1 protein-coding gene is annotated in these 1,105 nt (G+C 43.1%); it reads left to right on the forward strand.

The window, feature by feature from the left end; genetic code table 11:
- The coding region (locus NI461_RS14030) for a protein rep (RefSeq protein WP_253157852.1) at positions 1–944 on the forward strand (944 nt) is incomplete at its 5' end.
- Positions 945–1,105 lie beyond the last annotated feature (161 nt).

Genomic DNA, 1,105 nt, shown 5'->3' on the forward strand with positions numbered 1-1,105 from the left:
TAACAGAAATTTCACCTCATGAAGTTTCTTGGGATGAACATCGTTCCGATGCTGAATCCGTTAAAATTCTCTATAACTACTCCGTTGAACTCTCAAAATATGCAGACCGAATTAACGGCTGTTCAGGTATTTTGAAATTTGGAGTTAATCCCGATCAGGGAAAATTGGTTCTCAAGCAAGCATTTTTTTGCCGTGTCCGTCATTGTCCTGTATGTCAGTGGCGCAGATCTCTACTCTGGAGGGCAGTTATGTTTCAGCAATTGCCAAATATTCAGGAACGCTTTCCTACCCATCGTTGGGTATTCCTAACTCTGACTGTGAAAAATCCGCCTGTTACCGAATTGCGTGACACTTTGAAGCACATGAATGATTCATGGAAGCGACTGATTGAAACTAAGCGATTTAAGTCAGGTGTAGCAGGTTTTTTAAGAACAACGGAAGTGACCAGGGGGAACGATGGAAAAATGATGGCACATCCGCATTTTCATGCCTTGCTGTTGGTTAAGCCTAGTTACTTCACGATTAATTATATAAAACAAGGCGATTGGGTCGAAATGTGGGCGAAAGCCTTGCGAGCTGACTACTTGCCATCGGTGAACGTGAAAGCCGTAAAAGCCACTTTAGACGAAAAAGGGCGAAAACAACTCGACAAGGCAATCTGTGAAACGCTCAAATACAGCGTAAAACCGTCTGATTTGGCTTTAGAGGGCGATAAGGGTGCTTGGCTGCATGAGATGACTAAACAAGTCCATAAGATGCGGTTTATCGCAACAGGAGGCGTTTTAAAGGGGATTCTCAAGCCTGAAGATGAAATTACTACCGAAGAAATGATTTCTTCCTCTGAGGAAGTACAGGACGTTGGAGAGGGTCGAGTAGCATTCCAATTCAAACCTGAATACCGCAAATACGTTTATGCGCCAAAATATAACGAGTATGCAGACTAATCTTTTCCCCGAAGGGCGCACTTTCCCAAACTAAAAGTTAGGAGTGCGTTCCCTCAAAATTTTTGAGGGCGCGATTAGACGTTTCTCACTTCGTGCAGAAACCGCGTAAGGGGTTCGACCCCTTAACCCCATAAACACCAAAAAAGAAAAATTAAAAATTT

The sequence above is a fragment of the Acinetobacter sp. S4400-12 genome, assembly GCF_024129495.1.
In the GTDB taxonomy this organism is placed as follows: Bacteria; Pseudomonadota; Gammaproteobacteria; order Pseudomonadales; family Moraxellaceae; genus Acinetobacter; species Acinetobacter lwoffii_C.